The following is a 17,785-nucleotide window of genomic DNA, read 5'->3' as shown; positions in this document are numbered from 1 at the left end:
GCTACCGGTATTCCTTGGCGACGTCCTCGGCCAGTCGCTGGCCGTCGGCGAGCGCCTTCTCCACCGTGGTGCTGCCGGCGATGGCGGCGGAGACCTCCTGCGAGACCTTGGTGCCGAGGTCGGCGAACTCGGGGATGCCGACGAACTGCACCCCGAGCGCGGGACGGGGCTGCCGGCCGGGGTTGACCGGGTCGGCCTCCTGGATCGACTTCAGGGTGAGGTCGGCGAAGGCGGTGGCGGACTGCCGGTACTCCGGGATCTCGTACGTGGACTGGCGCTTGCCGGCCGGCACCCGGGACCAGCCGAGGGAGGAGCCGACCAGCTTCTCGTACTCCTTGCCGGTGGCCCAGGCGATGAACTTCCAGGCGGCGTCGGCGTTCTTGGTGGTCTTCGGCATCGCGAGGGCCCAGGCCCACAGCCAGCCCGACGACGTCGTCCGGTTGACCGGCGCGTACGCGTAGCCGACCTTGCCGGCGACCTTGCTGGCGCTGGCGTCCTCCAGCGTGCCGGCGGCGGAGGTGGCGTCGTACCACATCGCCGCCTTGCCCTGGCCGAAGGTGTTCAGGCACTCGGTGAAGCCGGCCTGCGGGGCGCCGGGCTCACCGTGGGCGCGGATCAGGTCGACGTAGAACTTCGTCGCCTCGGTGAACTCGGGCGCGTTCACCTTCGGCGTCCAGTCCTTCTCGAACCAGGTGCCGCCGAAGGTGTTGACGACGGTGGTCAGTGGCGCGAAGAGCTCGCCCCAGCCGGGCAGGCCACGCAGGCAGATCCCGGCGACGCCGGCCTTCTTGTCGTCCAGCGTCGCGGCGAACTGTGCCACCTGCTGCCAGGTCGGCCGCTCCGGCATGGTCAGGCCCTTGGCCGCGAAGAGTTCCTTGTTGTACATGAGGAAGGACGACTCGCCGTAGAACGGCGCCGCGTAGAGCTTGCCGTCCTCGCCGGAGAGCGAGGCGACCATCGGCTTCAGCAGGTCAGCCTCGTCATAGCCGCCGTCGGCGTCGGCGTAGGAGCTCAGTTCGTGCAACCAGCCGTTCTTGGCCCAGATCGGTGCCTCGTACGCGCCGATCGTCGCCACGTCGTACTGTCCGCCCTGGGTGGCGACGTCCTGGGTGACCTTGTCGCGCAGTTCGTTCTCCGGCAGGATCGTGAACCGCACCGTGATCCCGGTCTGCTTGGTGAAGTTGTCGGCGGTGACCTTCGCCAGGTCCTCCATCTGCGGGTTGCCGACCATCAGCACGGTGATGGTCTTGCCACCCCCGGGGCCGGACGAGGAGCCGCCACCGGCTCCGGAGCAGGCGGTCAGAGTCAGGCCGGCCGCGACGGCGACCGCGAACGCGCCGCGCCATCGGCGAGGAGACCGTGTTCTGGACACAGTGAACCTCCATGGGTGGTGGTGGGGTTGTGGTGGAGGCGGATCGGCCGGGCGCTCAGACGCGCAGCACCACGGGGCCGAGCAGCGAGTAGCGGTGTGCCTCGGACGCCGGTAGCGCGGTGTCCGTGACGATGGTGTCGACGTCGGCGACGTCGGCGAAGCGACAGAAGCTGTGGCCGCCGAACTTGGTGTGCACGCCGGCGAAGACCGCCCGCCGGGCCACCCCGATCGCCTGCGCCTTGACCGCGGCCACGGCCGGGTCGGGCGTGGTCAGCCCGTGTTCCCGGGAGATCCCGTTCGCGCCGACGAAGGCGAGGTCGATGACGAAGCCGGCGAGCATGGCGGTGGCCCAGTGGTCGACGGTGGCGAGCGTGCGGCCGCGGACGCGGCCGCCGAGCAGGAGGACCGTGAGGGTGGGTGAGTGGGCCAGCGCCGCGGCGGTGTGCAGCGAGGCCGTGACGACGGTCAGCGGTCGGTGGGTGGGTAGCGCCTCGGCGATCAGCTGCGGGGTGTAGCCCTCGTCGATGAAGATCGACTCCGCGTCGCCGACGTGTTCGACCGCGGCGGCGGCGATCCGCCGCTTCTCGGCGACCATCCGGGTGGTGCGGGTCTCCAGGGTGGTCTCGAAGCGGGCCGTCTCCACCGGGTACGCGCCACCGTGCGTGCGCCGCACCGCGCCCTGCTGGGCCAGCATGCTCAGGTCGCGCCGGACGGTCTCCGGGGCGACGCCCAGGTCGGCGGCCAGCTTCTGCACGTCGACCTCGCCGTGCCGGCGGGCCAGCGTGAGGATGTGGTGTCTGCGTTGCGCTGCGTCCACCTGGCACCTCCCCGACTCGTGCCTCTGTTTCTAACACCGCCAAACGGGCGTGACGACGGTCACATCTCGGGTAATGACTTGGGTTTGCCGCCCGGGATGCCGCCCGAACGGGCAGCGGAGACCGGGCTAATCCGGCATACCTCTCATTTGGCTCGCCCGTTTCTCGCCATCCGCTGCCCGATCTCGACCCGACCCGCCTGAGCGGGCCGGGCGGGGACCGGCCTGCGGCCCCCGCCCGGCCGGGTCAGGTCCGGCGGGCGGCCAGCCAGACCGCCACCACCAGGTACGGCACCAGGGCCACCGCGAACGCCACGGCGTTGCCGGCGGCGGTGGCGACCACGCCGTAACCGGCGTAGACCGCGATGATGCTCACGTCGGTGGCCATCCCCGCGGCCGAGGTGACCGTCGCCCGGCTCGGCCCGGTGATCCTGGACTGCAGCCGGACGTCGGCGAGCACCGTGGCGAGTTGGAACGCGCCGAACGCCGCCCCGATCAGCACGAACCCGGCCGGATGGCGAACCAGGGCACCGGCGGCCAGGGCCACCGCCGCGACCACGAGCAGAGCCGCGTACCCGCGGGTGGTCAACCGCTCCCCCACCGGGGTCAGCAGCCCGCCGAGCGTCGTGCCCGCCCACACCAGCACGAGCAGCAGCGGCACCCGGTCCAGCGCGACGCCGGTGTCCCGGGCCAGCAGCGGCGTGTACTCCTCCAGCGCGCCCCAGATCGCGGCGACGGCCGGTACCAGCAGCAACGCGGCTCGGACCGACCGGTCGGCGCGGGCCTCGGCCAGCCCGCCGCGCAGACTCGCCAGCCACCCCGGATCGGCGTCCGACCCGTCGTCGTCGGCCGAGCCATCGTCGTCGGCCGGGTTTGCGCCGGCGGCCGGGCGGTGCTCGGGGAACCGGGTCGCGACCACCGCGGCGAGCAGGCAGGCGGCGACGCTGGCCGCGCCGACGGCCCGGTAGCCGCCAAGGGCGAGGACCGGGCCGGCGAGTCCCATCGCGGCGAGCACACCCAGGATCTCGGCGGTCTTCGCCCGGCCCATCAGGCGGGCGTACCGGCCGGTGGCGTCTAGCCGGTCGAGTTCGGTGAAGACCAGCGCCTCCAGGGCGCCGGAGCGCAATGCCCCGCCGGCGCCCCAGAGCAGGAAGCCGACGGCGAACGCCGGGTAGGACGGGACGAGCACCCAGAGGGCGAAGCCGGCGGCGGGCAGCAGCGGCGCGAGGCAGAGCAGCAGCCGCCGGGAGACCGCGTCGGCCCAGGCGCCGGAGGGCACCTCCAGCAGAATGCCGGTGGCCGACCAGATGACGAACAGCGAGGAGATCTGCCCGACCGACAGTCCGGTGTCGGCGAAGAGCAGCGCGTAGACCGGGTAGAGCAGGACGAGGTCGGTGAGGAACGCGTACGCGTAGAGCGCCGCCGCCAGCGGGCGGACGTCGGATCGGCGCGCGGAGACAATGAGCATGGAGGCCTTCCCACGGGGACGTGACGGACACCGGAAATGCGGTGTCCGCGGTGGCCCGCGGCCTCGGCCTTCAGGGTGGGATCAACATCGCCAGGTCATGCGCCGATGGTAGTCGGCGCCGCTCGTCCCCGCCGCCCCGCCGGGACGCAAAGCCGGGGTGGGACCCGGCTGGGCCCCACCCCGGTCGCGACGCGGGCGGTCAGCGGCGGAACTTCTCCGCGTTTGCCGGCGGGATCACCATCGTGGCGTCGTTGTCCACCGCCTGCCCGGCCGTGGGCTGCCGCGGGGTGGCCGCCGTGCCGGCGTGCGGCATCGGCTGGGTGGGCTCCGCCGCACCGTGCGGGCCGACCGGCTGGGTCCGCTCCGCCTCGGCGTACGGGCTGCCCAGCTGGGCCGCCACGTCCCGCCGCCCGGCCTGGTATGCCCGGGCGTGCTCGGCGATGATCCGGCGCTCCTCCTCGGCGCGGGCCAGCCAGCTCTCCCAGCGGGCCTGCATCGGCCGGACCAGCCCACCGCCGACGCCGACGACCAGGATGCCGCCGATCGTGGCGAGCACGGCGATCAGCACCGGGGTGGTGACCGTGGTGGCGACGCCGATCTGGTTGAGCGCGGCGATGACGCCCAGGCCGAGGATGAACACCGAGACGATGTTCGCCAGCACCCGGCCGTAGGAGAGGCCACCGAGGGCGCTGGCGATGATGTCCTTCACCGCCTTGGCGATCGCCGCGGCCACCACCACGATCACGATGGCGACGAACGCCTTGGGCAGCCACGCCACCACGCCGCGGATCAGGTCCGAGATCGGGTTCGGGCCCCAGATGCCGAACGCGAGCTGCAGGGTGACCAGCAGCACCGCGTAGTAGGCCAGCCTCGCGACGATATCGCTGGCGTCGTACTTCGAGCGGGCCAGCGCGGTCTTGATGCCGCCGCGCTCGACGGCCCGGTCGAAGTGCACCCGCTCCAGGATCTTGTCCACGAGCTTCAGCACGGCCTTGGCGATCAGCCAGCCGACCACCAGGATCGCGATGAAGGCGACCGCCTTGGGCAGGAACAGCATCACCGAACGGAACGCGTCTCCCACCGCGTTGCCGAAGTTGTCTCTCATCGAAGGGCCTCCACGCATGTGTTCGGGTCAGTCCCGTGAGGACCTACCCCGGCCACACCGGCGGAAAACGCGGTCAGCCCCCGCAGCGACCTGCGCGCCGGCCGGTGCCGGCGACGGCTCGACGATGCTGTCCCGCCGGCGCCGATGGCGGAAGCCCGCCGGTCAGATCGCGGTGGCCTTGACGACCTTCCACTCCCCGTCGACCGGGACCATGGTGAGCACGACCCGGTTCTGGTCGACCTTCTCCCCCGCCGTGGTCACGTTCCGCCGGTACTGGTTGAGGAAGAGCAGCAGCTCCACCCGGTCGCTGTCGGCGCTGACCACGCCGGTGGCGGACACCTCGGCCAGCACGACCGCCTGCTGGTTCGTGGCGGTCTGCTTGAGCGCGGCGGTGGTCTGCGCATACTCGTCGGCGAACGCGCCGGTGGCGAAGGTGCGGCCGTTGGCGATGCTGTCGTCGAAGGTGCGGTAGTCGTAGGAGAAGAGGGCCTTCGCCGCGGCGGGCGCGGTGGCCAGGGCCTGGCGTACGGCCTGGTCACGCTGGCCGGCGCGGCGGTCGCCGTACCAGGCGGCGAGGGCCACCGCCGCCACCAGGACCAGCGCGACGACCAGGGTGGGCACGGGGCGCAGCCGCGGCGGGCGGCGCATAACGCTCGGGACACGCATCGAGGTCTCCTCCTCCGGTCAGCCGACGAACTGGAGCTTGAACACCAGCCAGTCGCCCGAGTCCTTGTCCCGGACCAGGTCGAGCTGGATCCGGTAGTGCGACGGCCGCCCGTCGGGTGACTTCACGTTCTTCACCGTGGCGTCGACCGCCACCAGCACCACCGCGTGCCGGCGGTCTCCGGAGACCAGGCCGGCGCGCAGCACCGTGCCCTGCGACTGGACCTTGTTCTCCACCACGGCCGTGCGGACCTGCGCCTGGCCGCGGGTGAACTCGTCCTTGAAGTCGCCGGTCGCGCCGGCTGTGATCCGCTGCAGGTCGCGGTCGACGCTGGCGGCGCTGACCGAGACGAAGTTGACGGCGGCCTGCCGGGCGGCGGCGACGGCGTCGCCGCGGGCCTGGTCGGTGGCCCGGTCGACGTACCAGCGGTGGCCGTAGACGCCGGCGGCGGCGAGGGCGGCCGCGAGCAGCACGACGAGCAGCGCGGTCAGCGCCCGGCCGCGGCCCGGCGTGCCGGGCGCCGCCTCGGCCCGCCCGCCGTCGGCCGCCGCGGTGGCGTCGGCATCCTTCGCCTTCGGGTCGGCCCCGGTGTCGGTGCCGGCCGCCTTGTCGTCGGGGTCGGGCGGGTCTTCGACCCCGACGGGGTCGTCGACGACCTTCAAGTCGCCGGCCGGCGCGGGGTCCGCCACCGGCTCCCGGTCGAGGCGTTCCAGCACCTGCTCGATCGGCTCGGCCGGACGGGGCACGGGACGGGTGACCAGGCGGCGTCGCGCCGGGGACGGGCCACCGGCCAACGCTCCCTTGATGACTTTCAGCGTGGTGTTCCTGCGGCTGGTCATCGCCACCTCCTCGGGTACGCCGGTCACGGGGTCACCCCGGCGAGCAACAGCTGTTTCCAGGACTGGTCACCGGCCGTCCGGTACTGGCCGCCGGTCCCGCCGAACTGCAGCGGTCGTCCGTCGGAGCCGAGCACCAGGCCGGTCGCCGGGTCGTAGCCGGCGTTCGCCCCTGGGTCGGACGGCGGCGGCGCCGGCTCCCGGCCGGACGGTCGGGGGGCGTTCTGTGCCCCGCGTACGCTGGCGCCGGCGGCGCGCTCGTTGCCGCTGCACCTGGTGCTGCCGCCCCGGTAGACGCAGGACGGCGGATCGCCGGCGTTGACCACGAGGCCCAGGTGGGCGGTGCCGTCACCGGGGGTGACGGTGAATCCGCCGGCCACCGCGATCGGGTACGTCACGAGCAGCTGCTCGATGCCGGGCAGCCGCCGGGCGGCGATGCCGTTGACGGTGACCAGGTTGCCGAGCAGCGCCCCGACGTCGGGTTCCAGGCCGCGCAGCAGCGCCCGTAGCTCGGCGCCGGCCGGCGGTCCGGTGGCGAGCAGCCGGCGCAGGTCCGGGTCGGCGGCGCGGATGGCGGCGGCCAGCTCGGCCAGGCCGGCTGACCAGCGGCGCAGCGCCTCGGCGGACTCGGCCTGGGTGGTGAGCACTGTCCGGGCGTCGCGGATCAGGGTGAGCGTCTCGGGCAGCCGGGTGTCCGCCTCGGTGAGCAGGGCGTCACCCGCGTCGAGGATCCGGGCGAGGGCCTGCTCGTTGCCCTCGAACGCGGTGCCGAGTTCGGTGATCAGCACGCTCAGGTCGTCCGGGTCGACCGAGCGGACCAGGGCGTCGAGGTTGGTCAGCAGGGTCTCCGGGGCGAGCGGGAGGCCGGTCCGGTCGGCCGGGATCACCGCCCCGTCGGCAAGGTAGGGCCCGCCGTCGCGGTCGGGGCGCAGGTCGAGGTACTGCTCGCCGACGGCGGACCGCTGGGTGACCACGGCCCGCAGCGCGTCGGGCACGCGTACGCCCCGGTCGATCCGCAGGTCGGCGCGGACCCCGTCGGCGCGCAGCGCGACGGCGGTGACCCGGCCGACGGGCACGCCGCGGTAGGTGACCGGGGCGTTGGCGAACAGGCCGCCGGCCCGGGCGAGGTCGACGTGGACGACGTAGCCGGTGCCGAACAGCCGGTCCCCGAGGCCGACGTAGCGGATCCCGACGTAGCTGACGCCGAGGAGGCTCACCAGCACGAAGGCGAGGACCTGGAGTTTCGCGGTGCGTCCGATCACTTGATCAGCCCTCCTCCGAGGAGGTCGGTGAGACCACCGAGCTGGCCGACGACAGCCCCGGTCACCGGGAGCACGCACTGGGCGGTGAGCACGGTGCCGGCGGGCAGCTCGGTGCCGGCGGGGAACGCCGTGCCGGCCGGCACGAGGCCCTTGGGCAGGAGCAGCCCGCCGAGCGGCACCGTCGAGCCGGGCTTGAGCAGCTGGCAGCCTTCCGGCAGTCCGCACTCCTCGGGTGGGGTGAAGATGGCCGGGAAGTTCTTCAGATCCGGCAGGCACCCGGTCAGCGGCAGCTCGGGGAGGATGCCGCCGGGCTTGTCGCCGGGTCGGTTCGGGCCGGTGCCGGGTGACCGGGGCGCGGTCGGTGCCTTGGCGCCCGAGGCGGGGCGGCTCCGCTGGGCCGGGGCGGGTGCGGCGGCCACCAGGTTGGCCAGGATGCTGGCGGCGTCCAGGTCGGCGGTGACGGACAGGTTCACGAAGTCGCCCACGATGGCGCCGGTGACGTTCGGCGGGAACGGGTACGACAGCATGAAGTCCAGCGACTTGGGCAGGTCGTCGCCGGCCCGGGCGAGCTGCTCCAGGATCGGTTGCAGGGAGCGTACGGCGGCGACGGTGTCCGCCCGGCTGCGCTCGACCACCCGGGTGCCGACCGTGCCGAGCTGGCCGAGGGCGGTCAGCGCCTTGGTGAGCTGGACGCGTTGCCGGGCCAGGACGGTCAGCCCGGGCGCCAGGGAGTCCAGCGCATTGCCCACGACCTGGCGTTGCCGGGCGAGGCGGCCGGTCAGCCGGTCCAGTGCGTCGATGGCGCGGACGATGTCGGCCTTCTGCCGGTCGAGCCCGGCGAGGAAGGTGTCGAGCTGGGTGAGGGTGTCCCGCAGGGCGGGTTCGCGGCCGGCGAGCGCCTTGCCGAGCTCCTCGTTGATGGTCCGCAGCTGGGCCAGGCCACCGCCGTTGAGCAGCAGTCCGAGGGCGGCGAGGACCTCCTCCACCTCGGCGCCGCGAGTGGTGCGGGACAGCGGGATGAGGTCGCCGTCGGCGAGCCGGCCGCGGGCGGGCTCGGTGGGCGGCGGGGCCACCGTCACGTACTTCTCACCGAGCAGGCTGCTCTGCCGTACGGCGGCGGTGGCGTTGGCGGGCAGCCGCACGCCGCGGTCGATGCGCAGCCGGACCCGGGCGTGCCAGCCGGACAGGGAGATCTTCTCCACGCTGCCGACGGTGACGTCGTCGACCTTGACGGCGGCCTGCGGCACCAGGTCGAGCACGTCGGCGAACTCGGCGTTGATGGTGTAGCCGTCGCCGGCCGGCTTGCCGCCGGGCAGCGGCAGGTCCGCGACCTCGGGCAGGCCGCAGCCGGCGGGCAGCAGCGCCACCGCGAGCGCGCCGGCCAGCAGGCGGAGCAGCCGGATGCTCATGCCGCCACCTCGCTCCGCTCGGCGCCGTCATGAAGCACCACGGCGCTGTGCCGATGATTCACTCGCTGGCGCTCGCTCATGCGCTGCCTCGCAGGATGCCGCCGAGCGTCGGGTCGCTCGTGGTGGTGGGTGGGAAGCCGCCCGGCGCCTCGTCGGCGGTCGGCGCACCGGGGGAGCTGATGGAGCCCGGTGGGGACCCGCCGGCCACCGGGGCGCCGGGCGGCAGCTTGAGCAGCTTGCGCAGCTGGTCGGTCAGGGGCAGGTTGCGGGAGTGCAGGGTCTGTGCGAGCGCGGTGCACTTCGCCGGCACCTCGGCGGCGGGGAGCTGGTCCACGATCAGTGAGCAGACGAAGCTGGCCGGGTCGTACGGGCCGAGCGGGTTGTCGCGGGTGTCCAGCGTCCCCGAGCGCGCGTTGTACGCGAGGTTGAGGTTGCTCAGCGCCAGCGGGGCCACGTCGAGGATCTGGACGACGGCCTGCTGCTGACGGACCAGGATGCGGGTGATGTCCGCCAGCGCGGTGACGTTGGAGGTGAGCGCGGCCCGGTTCTGCCGGACAAAGGTGGTCACGTCGGCCAGCGCGGCGGCCAGATTGCGCAGCGCGGCGGCCAGTTCCTCCTTCTCCCCCGCGAGCTGCTCGGCGACATCGGCGAGCTGCTGCTGGAAGCGGCGTACCTGCTCGTCGCTGCGCGCCAGGGTGGTGGTGAAGCGTTGCAGGTTGGCCACCGTGCCGAACAGGTCGCCGCGGCCGTCGGAGAGGGTGGTCAGCGCGCGGGACAGCCCGTCGAGGGTGTCGTGCAGGTTGGCGCCGTTGCCCTCCAGGTTGGCCCGGCCGGTGGTGACCAGGTCGGACAGGGCGCCGTCGGCGTTGGCGCCCGTCGGCCCGAGGGTGCGGTTGAACTCGTCGAGCGCCCGGTAGATGTCGTCGATCTCCATCGGCGCGGCGGTCCGCCCGACCGGGATCTCGGCGCCGTCGGCGAGCGCGGATCCGCCGGTGAACGCCGGGGTGAGCTGCACGTACCGGTCGCTGACCACGCTGGGCGGGACGATCAGGGCCTGGGCGTCGGCGGGGAACCGCAACGCCGGGTCGTAGCGCATCTCGACCCGGACGGTGCGCCCCTGCGGGACGACCCTCTCGACCTCGCCGACGCGGACGCCGAGCACCCGGACGTCCGAGCCGGGATACACGCCGACCGCGCGGGTGAAGTAGGCGACGACCCGCCGTTGGGGTGTCTCGTGCCGCCACACCACGGCGCCGACGGCGCCGGCGAGAAGCAGGACGGTGGCCGCGGCGAGCGGGCGCCGCCAGCGCTGGACCGGACCGGGCATCAGCGTCCTCCCGTCGTGGGCAGGTACGGCTGCAGCAGGCCGTCGACGTACGAGTCGAACCATCGGCCGTTGCCGACCACGTTGGCAAACGCGGTGACGAACGGCCCCATCCGCTTGATGGTCTGCTCCAGGTCGTCGCGGTTGCGTTGCAGGACGGCGACCACGTCGCGCAGCTTGCGCAGGGCCGGTTCGAGCTGGGTGCGGTTGTCGGCGACCAGCCCGGACAGCTGGGTGGCGAGCTGGTCGGTGCCGACGAGGAGCTGGTGGATGGCGTCCCGGCGGCGGCTGACCTCGGTGAGCAGCTTCTCCCCGTCGGTGACGAGCTTGCGGAACTCCTCGTCGCGTTGGGCGAGCACGCCGGTGACGTCCCGGGCGCGGGCGAGCAGGGTGCGCAGCTCGGCGTCGCGGCTGGCGACGGTGCGGGACAGCCGGGACAGCCCGGTCAGGGAGGTGCTGACGCTGGCCGGGGTGTCGGCGAAGGTCTGCGACAGGGTGGTGAACGCCTGCGCGAGCTGGTCGGTGTCGACCTTGTCGAGGGTGTCGGCGAGCCCGGTGACGGCCTGGACCACGTCGAACGGGGCGGCGGTGCGGTCGAGCGGGATCTGGGCGTGCTCGGGCAGCTTGCCCGGTCCGGCCGGGGACAGGGCGAGGTACTTCTGGCCGAGCACGGTCTTGATCCGGATGGTGGCGCCGGTGTCCCGGCCCAGGCGTACGCCGTCGTCGTCGAGCCGGAAGCGGACCCGGACATACGGCTGGCTGTCGCGGGCGAGTTCCACGGCGGTCACCACGCCGACGCGCACCCCGGCCACCCGGACCTCGTTGCCGGTGGCGAGTCCGCTGGCGTCGTGGAACGCGGCCTGGTAGCTGCGGCCGGTGAGCGCGGCGAGGCGGTCGAGCTGGAAGGCGCCGAGCAGGGCGGCCAGAATCACGGCCAGCCCGACGGCGCCGACGACGACCGGGTTGCGTTCGCGGAAGGGTTTCACTGGCTGCCTCCGGTGGCGCAGCGGGCGGCGGTGGCGCTGACGCCGGGCGTGGTCAGCGGCGGCTGGCCGGCGACGGCCACCCGGCCGTCGAAGTCGCAGAGGTAGAAGTTGAACCAGGAGCCGTACGAGGCGACCCGGGTCAGCGACTCGTAGCGCTGCGGCAGCCGGCCCAGGGTGGCGTCGATGACGGCGGAGTTGCGGTCGAGGGTGCCGGCGAGGTCGCCGAGGGCGCGGACGTCGGCGGCCAGCGGCGGCCGGGTCTGGCGCAGCAGCCCGGCGGTGGTGTCGGTGAGCTCGCCGAGGCTGACCAGCGCCTCGCCGATGGCGGTGCGGTCGGCGGACAGCCCGGAGACGAACTGCTGGAGCTGGGTGACGCTCTCGTCCAACTGCTGGTCGTGGCTGGCCAGGGTCGCCAGGACCTGGTTGAGGTTGGTGACGACCCGGCCGATCACGGCGTCCCGGTCGGCCAGGGTGTTGGTCAGCGAGGCGGTGCGACGCAGCAGGCTGGCGACGGTGCCGCCCTCGCCCTGCAGCACCTGGATGATCTCGTACGCGAGCTTGTTGACGTCGTCGGGGTTGAGCGCGGTGAACAGCGGCCGGAACCCGTTGAACAGCACGGTCAGGTCCAGCGCCGGTTTGGTCTGGGTGAGCGGGATCAGCCCGTCGGCCCGTAGCGGCCGGCCGTCGCCCGGTCCCTCGGTCAACGCCAGGTAGCGCTGGCCGACCAGGTTGCGGTAGCGGATGGCGGCGCGGACGCTGGTGGCCACCGGCACGTCCCGGTCGACGGTGAAGGTGACCTCGGCGACGCTGTCGTCGACCACGGCGATGTCGCTGACCTTGCCGACCCGCACTCCGGCGATGCGGACGTCGTCGCCGGGCAGCAGGCCGGTAACGTCGGTGAACCGGGCCCGGTAGGCCACCCCGCCGGGCGGGAACGCGCCGAGGGTCTGCGCGAGCAGCGCGGTGGCCAGCAGCGTCACCGCCGCGAAGATCACCAGTTTGACCAGCGCGGGGGTCGTCTTCCCGGTCATCGCGCGTTCACCACCGCTCCGCGCAGCAGCGGCCCCCAGAGCAGCACCGCGATGTCCGGCACCTCGGCCGGCGGGGTGCCGGTGAGCCCACCGACGAGGGGTTTGACCAGGGCCTGTTCCGCACTGGTGCCGGCCTGGCCCATGGCCGGGGAGGCGGCGGCCGGGGCTGCGCCGCCGGACGCGGCGGGCAGCCCGACGGGCAGCAGCGGCGGGGTACGGATGCCCCGGTAGTCGTAGCCGTCGGCGACCGGCACCTGCGGGGCGGGCATCGGCGGGTCGGGCAGGTGCCGGCAGTTCGGGCCGTCCTGGGCGCCGTAGACCGGCTCGTCGCGGCCCCGCTCGTAGGGGCCGCCGTCGCGGGTGACCTCGAGGGTGATGTGCATCCGCCCGCCGGAGAAGACCTCCTCGACCCGGGGTTGCAGGGCGACCAGCCCGCTGACCAGGCAGGGGTACTCGGGGGCGTAGGTGGCGAGCAGTTCCAGCACCGGCCGGCTGACCTCGCCGAGGCGGATGAGCTGGTCGCCGTGCCGGTCCAGGAAGCCCCGGGCGGTGTCGGCGGTGTCGGTGGTGTCGGCGAGGAACGCGGCGAGCTGGGTGCGCTGGTCACTGACGGTGCCGGCGGTGACGGTGACGTCGCGCAGCAGGGCGAGCAGGTCGGGCAGCGCGGCGTCGTAGCTGTCCAGCACGACGGCGAGCTTGCGGAGGTCCTCGGCGATGGTGGGCAGTTCCGGGTTGAGCTGCCGCAGGTACGCGCCGAGCCGGGTGAGGTTCGCCCCGAGCTGGTCGCCGCGTCCCTGCAGGGCGGTGGAGATCGCGCCGAGGGTGGTGGCGAGTTGGTCGGGGCGGATCGACTGCAGCAGCGGCAGCGCCTGGTCGAGCACGCGTTCCAGCTCGACGGCGGTGCGGCTGCGGTCCTGGCTGATGACTGCGCCGTCACGGATCGGTCCGGCGGTGCTGCCCGCCGGCGGGACCAGTTCGACGTACCGCTCCCCGAAGAGGGTCTTGGGCAGCAGCCGGGCGGTCACGTCGGCGGGGATCCGGCCGGTGCTGGCCGGGTCGAGCGCGAGGCCGATGACGGCGCCGCCACCGTCGCTGCGGACCGAGCGGACGTCGCCGACGACCACCCCGCGTACCTTGACGTCGGCGCCCTCGAGGAGGTGAAGGCCGGCGCGGTCGGCGTGCAGGGTGACCCGGTCGACCGGGGTGAACGCCTTGCGGTACTGCAGCACGGACCCGGTCAGCGCCGCGGTGAGCAGGGCGATGAAGACGATGCCGAGGACACGGTGTCGCATGGTCACCCCGCGATCCGGACGGTGGTGGTCGCGCCCCAGATGGCCAGGGACAGGAAGAAGTCCACGACGTTGACGGCGACGATGGCGGTACGCACGGCCCGCCCGACCGCGACGCCGACGCCGGCCGGCCCGCCCTGGGCGGTGTAGCCGTACCAGCAGTGCACGAGCACCACGATCACGCTGAACACCAGCACCTTGCCGAAGGACCAGAGCACGTCCCCGGGGGGCAGGAAGAGGTGGAAGTAGTAGTCGTAGGTGCCGGCGGACTGGTCGAAGTAGACGACCGCGATGGTGCGGGTGGCCAGGTAGCTGGAGAGCAGGCCGATCACGTACAGCGGGATGACCGCGATGAAGCCGGCGATCATCCGGGTGGTGACCAGGAACGGCAGGGACGGCACCCCCATCACCTCCAGCGCGTCGACCTCCTCGGAGATCCGCATCGCGCCGAGTTGGGCGGTGAACCCGCAGCCCACCGTGGCGGACAGGGCCAGCGCGGCCACCAGCGGCGAGATCTCCCGGGTGTTGAAGTACGCGGAGACGAACCCGGTGAACGCGCTGCTGCCGATCTGGTCGAGCGCCTGGTAGCCCTGCAGCCCGACCTCGGTGCCGGTGAAGAAGGTGAGGAAGCAGATCACGCCGACGGTGCCGCCGAGCACGGCGAGTGCGCCGGTGCCGAAGCTGACCTCGGCCAGCAGGCGGATCACCTCGCGCTTGTAGCGGCGCAGGGTGCGTGGCGCCCAGGCGAGGGCGCGCAGGTGGAAGGCGAGCTGCCCGCCGAGGTCGTCCAGGTAGCGCAGCACGGCCACGTCAGCTTCCCTTCTGCGGTACGACCTGGAAGTACACGGCCGTGACGACGAAGTTCAGCGCGAACAGCAGCATGAAGGTGATGACGACGCTCTGGTTGACCGCGTCGCCGACGCCCTTCGGGCCGCCTTTGGCGGTCATCCCCTTGTAGGAGGCGACCAGCGCGGCGGTGGCCCCGAACAGCAGCGCCTTGACCTCGCCGACCAGCAGGTCGGGCAGTTGCCCGAGGGCCTGGAAGCTGGCCAGGTACGCCCCTGGGGTGCCGCCCTGCAGGACGACGTTGAACGCGTACCCGCCGGTGACGCCGACGACGCTGACCAGGCCGTTGAGCAGGACGGCGACCAGCATCGAGGCGAGCACCCGGGGCACCACGAGGCGGTGGATCGGGTCGATCCCGAGGACCTGCATGGCGTCGAGTTCCTCGCGGATCTTCCGGGAGCCCAGGTCGGCGCAGATCGCCGAGCCGCCGGCGCCGGCGATGATCAGGGCGGTGACGATCGGGCCGGCTTCGCGGACCACGGCGAGCACCGAGGCGGCGCCGGTGAACGACTGCGCGCCGAGCTGGCGGACCAGCGAGCCGAGTTGGAGGGCGATGACCGCACCGAACGGGATGGAGACCAGGGCGGCCGGGAGGATGGACACCGAGCTGATGAACCACGCCTGCTGGACGAACTCGCGTACCTGCACTGGCCGCCGGCCGAGCCCGCGCAGGGTGTCCAGACAGAACGCGAAGAACTCACCGGAGCGGCGGACGGCGGCGGTCGGGGCGCTCATCGGGCCACCTCCCGGCCGTGCCTGCCCGGGTCGCCGGTGAGGTGTTGCGCCAGGTCGATGGTCGGTCGCTCCACCTGCCGGAGGCCCTCGAACGAGCCGGGCGGCGGGGTGACGCCGTGCTCGCGGCACCACTGCCCGGGTGGGCGTTCGGCCCGGCGGGGCAGCCCGTCCGACGGCTGCAGTTGCAGTGGGATCGGCGGCAGCGGCGGCAGTTCTACCCCGGACTCCGCCTCGGCGGCCAGTTCGTCGGCGTCCTTCTCCTCGGCCATGCCGATCGGCCCGATCCGCTGGGCGTTGAGAAACTGCCGGACCACCGGTTCGGTGCTGGACAGCAGCATCTCTCGCGGCCCGAACATGGCCAGGTGGCCGTGGTAGATCAGGCCGATGTTGTCGGGCACGGTGCGGGCGGTGTTGATGTCGTGGGTGACGATCAGGAAGGTCGCCTCGGTGCGCTGGTTGAGGTCGATGATGAGCTGGTTGAGGTAGGCGGTGCGCACCGGGTCCAGCCCGGAGTCCGGCTCGTCGAAGAGGATGATCTGCGGGTCGAGCACGAGCGCACGGGCCAGGCCGGCCCGTTTGCGCATGCCGCCGGAGATCTCGCCGGGCAGCTTCTTCTCGGCTCCGACCAGGCCCACCATGTCCAGCTTCTCGGTGACGACGGCCCGGATCTGGGACTCGGACATGCGGGTGTGCTCGCGCAGCGGGAACGCCACGTTGTCGTAGATGTTCATCGAGCCGAACAGGGCGCCGTCCTGGAACAGCACGCCGAACAGCTTGCGTACCTCGTACAGCTCGCGTTCGGACAGCCGCGGCAGGTCCTTGCCCTCGATCAGGATGGCACCCCGGTCGGGCCGCAGCAGCCCGACCAGTGTCTTGAGGAAGACCGACTTTCCCGTGCCGGAGGGTCCCAACAGGACGGAGATCTCCCCGGCGGGCAGGGTCAGGGTGATGTCCGACCAGACCGGCTGCCCGCCGAACGACTTGGTCAGCCCTTGCACGGCGACCTCGACGCCCACTGATCCCTCCCCTCTCCGTCGCTGCCTGACACATCGGCGTGACCGTGGAGAACGCAACAAACTTCTTTCCGGCGTGGGTTGGTCACAAACCGTGAGCTAGGAAAATTGAGCAAGGCTCGATAGCGTGCCGGTTAACCCGCCGGTAATGAAGGTGCCTCGCGAGCTCATGACAGTGATCCAGCAGCCAGATCTCGTCCGCCGGGCCGCCGCGGGCGACCCGGCGGCGACCGCGACACTGCTCACCGACGTGCGCCCCGGCCTGGTCCGTTACTGCCGGGCCCGCCTGGGGCGGGTCGGCGGGGCGTACACCACCGCGGACGACGTGGCCCAGGAGGTGTGCGTGGCGGTGCTGCGCGCGCTCCCCCGCTACCGCGAGCAGGGCGTCCCGTTCGCCGCCTTCGTCTACGGGATCGCCGCGCACAAGGTCGCCGACGCCCAACGCGCGGCCATCCGGGACGCGGCCGTCACCCCCACCGACGCCCCGCTGGATCAGCCCGACGCCGCGCCCGGGCCGGAGCAGCAGGTGCTGGCCACCGACCTGGCCCGGCGGCTGTCCGCCCTGCTGGACCGGCTGCCCGACGTCCAGCGGGAGATCATCCTGCTGCGCGTCGCGGTGGGCCTGTCCGCCGACGAGGTGGGCACCATCGTGGGGATGACGGCGGCGGCGGTACGGATGGCCCAGTCTCGCGCGCTCGCCCGGCTCCGTACCCTTGCCGGGGGTTCCCTGGACGAGGTGGCGGCATGAGCGGGCGGACGCCGGACGGCGGCGAGGCGGTGGATCTGGACATCCTGGCCCGCGACGATGCGCTGCTCGACGCGCTGGGACGAGGCGAGCCGGTGCCGGCCGGAGAGGAGTTGGCCGAGTTGCTCGCCGCCTGGCGGGCCGACATCGCCGACGGCGTCCCCGAACCGGCCGAGGTCCGTCCAGGGGCGCCGGCCGCGGACCCGGTCGAGCCCACGCCACTTCCGGTACGTCCGGCCCGGACCAGGCGACCCCGCCCCTGGGCGGTGCGTCTCGCGGCGGCCGCCGTCGCGCTGCTGGCCCTGGCGTCCGGGCTCGGGATCAGCAGTCGCAACGCCGAGCCGGGCAGTCCGCTGTGGTCGCTGACCAGGCTGCTCTACCCGCAGCAGGCGGAGATACGGGACGTCGAGGACACGATCACGCGGGCCCGCACGGCCCTGACCGAGCACCGGTTCGACGAGGCCCAGGCACTCGTCGACCAGGCGCACGGCGAACTCGACCAGGTCACCGACCCGGCGAGCGCGGCCCGACTGCGCGTCGACCTCGACGTGCTCGGGCGGGACCTCACCGCGGAGCGGGCAAAGCTCCTGCCCACCGCCGTGCCGGTCTCTCCCATGCCCGGCGTCGTCCCGACCACCCCGGCCACTCGCCCCAGCACCGGCACGGTCGCTCCGCCGCCCGGGCCGTCCCAGCCGCCGGCCTCGATCACGCCGGGCGGCGCCGTGAGCAACGGCGGTGGTCTGCTGCCGCTGCCCAAGCCGCCGCGGCCGCCCTCGCCCAGCCTCTCACCCCTGTTGCCCGGGCTGCCCGGACTGCCGCTACCCACCGGTGGCCTGCTCGACTGATCGAAGTCCGGCCAACGGCCGCCGGTGGCCCCGGCCTGAGC

Annotated in this window: 17 protein-coding genes; 2 read left to right on the top strand and 15 right to left on the bottom strand. The window is 73.1% G+C overall.

The features are described from left to right. Position 1: 1 nt before the first annotated feature. The 15 genes from ACGF4F_RS24250 to ACGF4F_RS24180 all read right to left on the bottom strand — a co-directional run bounded on the left by ACGF4F_RS24250 (position 2) and on the right by ACGF4F_RS24180 (position 16,157). A complete protein-coding gene (locus ACGF4F_RS24250) occupies positions 2-1,372 on the bottom strand; it encodes a sugar ABC transporter substrate-binding protein (RefSeq protein ID WP_357440297.1) in 1,371 nt (456 codons plus the stop codon). A gap of 55 nt (positions 1,373-1,427) precedes the next feature. Next, positions 1,428-2,189 carry a DeoR/GlpR family DNA-binding transcription regulator gene (locus ACGF4F_RS24245; protein ID WP_357440299.1) on the bottom strand — a complete coding sequence of 254 codons (762 nt, stop codon included), beginning with the start codon at positions 2,187-2,189 and terminating at the stop codon, positions 1,428-1,430. A gap of 244 nt (positions 2,190-2,433) precedes the next feature. Continuing rightward, entirely contained in the window at positions 2,434-3,654 is a 1,221-nt protein-coding gene (locus tag ACGF4F_RS24240; protein WP_357440302.1) for an MFS transporter, read from the bottom strand. A 199-nt stretch (positions 3,655-3,853) separates the two neighbouring features. Continuing rightward, complete coding sequence (locus ACGF4F_RS24235) at positions 3,854-4,759, bottom strand: hypothetical protein (RefSeq protein WP_357440305.1); 906 nt, start codon at positions 4,757-4,759, stop codon at positions 3,854-3,856. A 162-nt stretch (positions 4,760-4,921) separates the two neighbouring features. After that, positions 4,922-5,425 carry a hypothetical protein gene (locus ACGF4F_RS24230; RefSeq protein ID WP_357440308.1) on the bottom strand — a complete coding sequence of 168 codons (504 nt, stop codon included), beginning with the start codon at positions 5,423-5,425 and terminating at the stop codon, positions 4,922-4,924. A gap of 18 nt (positions 5,426-5,443) precedes the next feature. Next, positions 5,444-6,262, bottom strand: a complete 819-nt coding sequence (locus tag ACGF4F_RS24225) for a hypothetical protein (protein ID WP_357440311.1) — start codon at positions 6,260-6,262, stop codon at positions 5,444-5,446. 23 nt (positions 6,263-6,285) lie between these two features. Continuing rightward, a complete protein-coding gene (locus ACGF4F_RS24220; RefSeq protein ID WP_357440313.1) occupies positions 6,286-7,521 on the bottom strand; it encodes an MlaD family protein in 1,236 nt (411 codons plus the stop codon). After that, complete coding sequence (locus ACGF4F_RS24215; RefSeq protein ID WP_357440315.1) at positions 7,518-8,930, bottom strand: MCE family protein; 1,413 nt, start codon at positions 8,928-8,930, stop codon at positions 7,518-7,520. Before ACGF4F_RS24215 ends, ACGF4F_RS24220 begins: the two co-directional genes overlap by 4 nt. Before the next feature lie 76 nt (positions 8,931-9,006). Beyond that, a complete protein-coding gene (locus ACGF4F_RS24210) occupies positions 9,007-10,257 on the bottom strand; it encodes an MCE family protein (protein WP_357440317.1) in 1,251 nt (416 codons plus the stop codon). Continuing rightward, a complete protein-coding gene (locus tag ACGF4F_RS24205) occupies positions 10,257-11,240 on the bottom strand; it encodes an MCE family protein (RefSeq protein ID WP_357440319.1) in 984 nt (327 codons plus the stop codon). Before ACGF4F_RS24205 ends, ACGF4F_RS24210 begins: the two co-directional genes overlap by 1 nt. After that, entirely contained in the window at positions 11,237-12,271 is a 1,035-nt protein-coding gene (locus ACGF4F_RS24200) for an MCE family protein (RefSeq protein WP_357440321.1), read from the bottom strand. Before ACGF4F_RS24200 ends, ACGF4F_RS24205 begins: the two co-directional genes overlap by 4 nt. Continuing rightward, on the bottom strand, positions 12,268-13,563 hold the full coding sequence (locus ACGF4F_RS24195) for an MCE family protein (RefSeq protein ID WP_357440323.1): 1,296 nt from the start codon (positions 13,561-13,563) through the stop codon (positions 12,268-12,270). The genes ACGF4F_RS24200 and ACGF4F_RS24195 overlap by 4 nt, the downstream gene beginning before the upstream one ends. Before the next feature lie 2 nt (positions 13,564-13,565). Then, positions 13,566-14,360 carry an ABC transporter permease gene (locus ACGF4F_RS24190; RefSeq protein WP_338013282.1) on the bottom strand — a complete coding sequence of 265 codons (795 nt, stop codon included), beginning with the start codon at positions 14,358-14,360 and terminating at the stop codon, positions 13,566-13,568. Positions 14,361-14,370: 10 nt separating this feature from the next. Next, entirely contained in the window at positions 14,371-15,141 is a 771-nt protein-coding gene (locus ACGF4F_RS24185) for an ABC transporter permease (RefSeq protein ID WP_073834518.1), read from the bottom strand. Next, positions 15,138-16,157 carry an ABC transporter ATP-binding protein gene (locus ACGF4F_RS24180; RefSeq protein WP_357440327.1) on the bottom strand — a complete coding sequence of 340 codons (1,020 nt, stop codon included), beginning with the start codon at positions 16,155-16,157 and terminating at the stop codon, positions 15,138-15,140. The genes ACGF4F_RS24185 and ACGF4F_RS24180 overlap by 4 nt, the downstream gene beginning before the upstream one ends. A 166-nt stretch (positions 16,158-16,323) precedes the next feature. Between ACGF4F_RS24180 and shbA the strand changes: the two genes are divergently transcribed. Both shbA and ACGF4F_RS24170 read left to right on the top strand, forming a co-directional pair. Beyond that, a complete protein-coding gene (gene shbA, locus ACGF4F_RS24175; protein WP_357440330.1) occupies positions 16,324-16,902 on the top strand; it encodes an RNA polymerase sigma factor ShbA in 579 nt (192 codons plus the stop codon). After that, the gene (locus ACGF4F_RS24170) at positions 16,899-17,744 is read left to right on the top strand and encodes an anti-sigma-D factor RsdA (RefSeq protein ID WP_357440333.1); all 846 of its coding nucleotides are present in this window, start codon (positions 16,899-16,901) and stop codon (positions 17,742-17,744) included. The genes shbA and ACGF4F_RS24170 overlap by 4 nt, the downstream gene beginning before the upstream one ends. Positions 17,745-17,785 lie beyond the last annotated feature (41 nt).

Source organism: Micromonospora sp. NPDC047740, from assembly GCF_043204735.1.
Classification (GTDB): domain Bacteria; phylum Actinomycetota; class Actinomycetes; order Mycobacteriales; family Micromonosporaceae; genus Micromonospora.
This window is presented reverse-complemented; position numbering and strand designations above follow the sequence as displayed.